Origin of the sequence: Nostoc sp. CMAA1605, assembly GCF_021596505.1 — a bacterium.
Classification (GTDB): domain Bacteria; phylum Cyanobacteriota; class Cyanobacteriia; order Cyanobacteriales; family Nostocaceae; genus Trichormus.
The window spans coordinates 1-2,089 of sequence record NZ_PJIZ01000185.1 but is presented as its reverse complement, the minus strand read 5'-3'; the positions used below and the strand labels follow the sequence as shown (position 1 = coordinate 2,089).

Sequence of the window (2,089 nt, the reverse complement as noted above, 5' to 3'; positions counted from 1 at the left end):
TGCACAATCTCATCGAATCCCGCATCGAGCGGCCGAGCCGCCGCATCCTCAACGACAAGGCGGCGTTCTTCCAGCATTGCGAAAAGGCCGGCGTGCGCAGCATTCCCACCTATATGCTGGTGCGCAGTGACGGCAGTGCGACGCGCCTGCTGGAATTCGCGGGCGATCTGCCGCCGGTCGACATCTTCTTCAAGCCGCAGGGTGGCCGCGGCGGGCGCGGCTGCGAGCGCTGGTTGCTGCAGGCCGATGGCACCTATGCCGACCAGCACGGCACGCGCAAGAATGCCGCCGACTTGCTGGCGCACATCACGGCGCTGGCCGCGGACGAGGCGATCATCGTGCAGCAGGCTCTGTTCGGTCACAGCGATCTGCGCGACCTTGCCATCAACGTGCTGACCACCTGCCGCGTCATGTCGGTGAAGAACGAGACCGGCGGTTATGAAGTGACCCACGCGGTCTTCAAATCATCGACGCGCTCGGACTCGGTGGTCGACAATTTCCACAAGGGCGGCATCGTCAGCCGCGTCGATGTGGCGACGGGGAAGCTCGGTCCGGCGTCGGACGCCGGCACCAGGCAGCCTTGCATCTGGTTCGACCAGCACCCCACCACCGGCGCCACGATCGCCGGGCGGCAATTGCCGTTCTGGCAGGAAACCAAGGATTTGCTGTGCCGCGGCCATGCCGCCTTTCCCGACCGCGTTACCATCGGCTGGGATGTCGCCATCACGGATGACGGCCCGATCATTGTCGAAGGCAATGTGCAATCGGGCTGCGACATGATCCAGCGCACCCATGACGTGCCGGCCGGCATCGGGCGCCTCGCCGAATGCTACGCCCATCATATTCAGATTGCGGCACGTCAGCCGATGAGCGATGCCTGGAAGGCGCGCCGGATGCGGACCTCCTCCTGACAGCACCTAAAGTCGCTCGGGGTGATCCGGTTCCTGGGTATCGGCCGGGGCCGCCAGCATGTCGAACAGGCGGCCCACGGAATTCGCCACCGAATAGAATTGTCGCGCCGAGGGTTGCGCGAAGCCATCGGCGATGATGCCGTCCATCATGCCGATCAAGCGGTCCCAGTAGCCCTCGGCATTGAGCAGGATGATCGGCTTGTCGTGGATGCCGAGCTGGCGCCAGGTCACGACCTCGAAGAATTCCTCGAGCGTGCCGAGGCCGCCCGGCAGCACGCAGAATGCGTCCGAGAGATCGAACATCATACGCTTTCGGGTATGCATGTTGTCGACCACCTTCAGTTCGGTGAGGCCGGTATGTCCGACCTCGCGGTCCTGCAGATGCTGCGGGATGATGCCGATCACCTGCCCACCGCCGGCCATGACGGCATCGGCGCAGGCGCCCATCAGGCCGACCCGACCGCCGCCGTAGATCAGGCGTGTATCGCGCGCGGCCATCGCCGCGCCAAGTTCGGTGGCAAGCTTCAGGAAAGCGGGGTTGTTGCCGCGGGACGAGCCGCAATAGACGCAAAGCGAGTTGATCGGAGTCATTCCGAGCGCGTAGCTCCTGATGATGTCTGGGGTGTCGCCCGTGTATCGGGCCGGGGTGAGAAAAAGCGCAAATCCATTAGAACCAATATGAGCCAGCTTCGGGGACAGTTCAATGACGATGCCGTCGCTTCCCGGGGTGGGCCGGGGTGGAAGGCGCACATTCTTGTCAGATTTGGGAGTCATTGCCTGAATCCTTGCCGGGGATTAGCCTAGCTACCGGCAGGACACAGGGGCAAACGGTCTGGAATCGGGCCGCAGATGGGGTAAGGCATGTCGAGATTGGCATTGATCGGAGCGGCTGGTGCCGCCGTGGTGATCCTGGCCGTGGGCTTGATCTACGCCATCGGCCAGCAGGAGGACGATGACGCCCAGGAGATGCCGGCGACCGAGGCTGCGGCACCGGCAGAGGAACCGGCCTCCGCCGAACCTGCGGCAACGGCAAATGCGCCGGCTTCAGCCCCCGCCACCGCCGACCCTGCGACAGCATCCACGCCGGCAACCGACGTCGCCAATCCCGCGGCAAGCGCCGCCAGCCCCGATGTGGTTCTGCCGAGCTTCGATGTGGTACGGGTCAACCCCAACGGCGA

3 protein-coding genes are annotated in these 2,089 nt (G+C 64.6%); 2 read left to right on the top strand and 1 reads right to left on the bottom strand.

Annotation, left to right across the window (positions count from 1 at the left end):
• On the top strand, positions 1 to 911 hold a 911-nt coding region (locus CV014_RS29685; protein ID WP_236145286.1), incomplete at its 5' end, for a sugar-transfer associated ATP-grasp domain-containing protein.
• A 6-nt stretch (positions 912 to 917) separates the two neighbouring features.
• On the opposite strand, the gene CV014_RS29680 is transcribed toward CV014_RS29685, so the two are convergent.
• On the bottom strand, positions 918 to 1,685 hold the full coding sequence (locus CV014_RS29680) for a TIGR00730 family Rossman fold protein (protein ID WP_236145285.1): 768 nt from the start codon (positions 1,683 to 1,685) through the stop codon (positions 918 to 920).
• A 96-nt stretch (positions 1,686 to 1,781) separates the two neighbouring features.
• Between CV014_RS29680 and CV014_RS29675 the strand changes: the two genes are divergently transcribed.
• Positions 1,782 to 2,089 (top strand): hypothetical protein (locus tag CV014_RS29675; protein ID WP_236145284.1); only part of this gene is annotated, 308 nt, incomplete at its 3' end.

Coding starts and splice junctions, on each gene's coding strand:
- CV014_RS29680 (WP_236145285.1), bottom strand. CDS start 1,685: ATGACTCCCAAATCTGACAAGAATGTGCGCCTTCCACCCCGGCCCACC.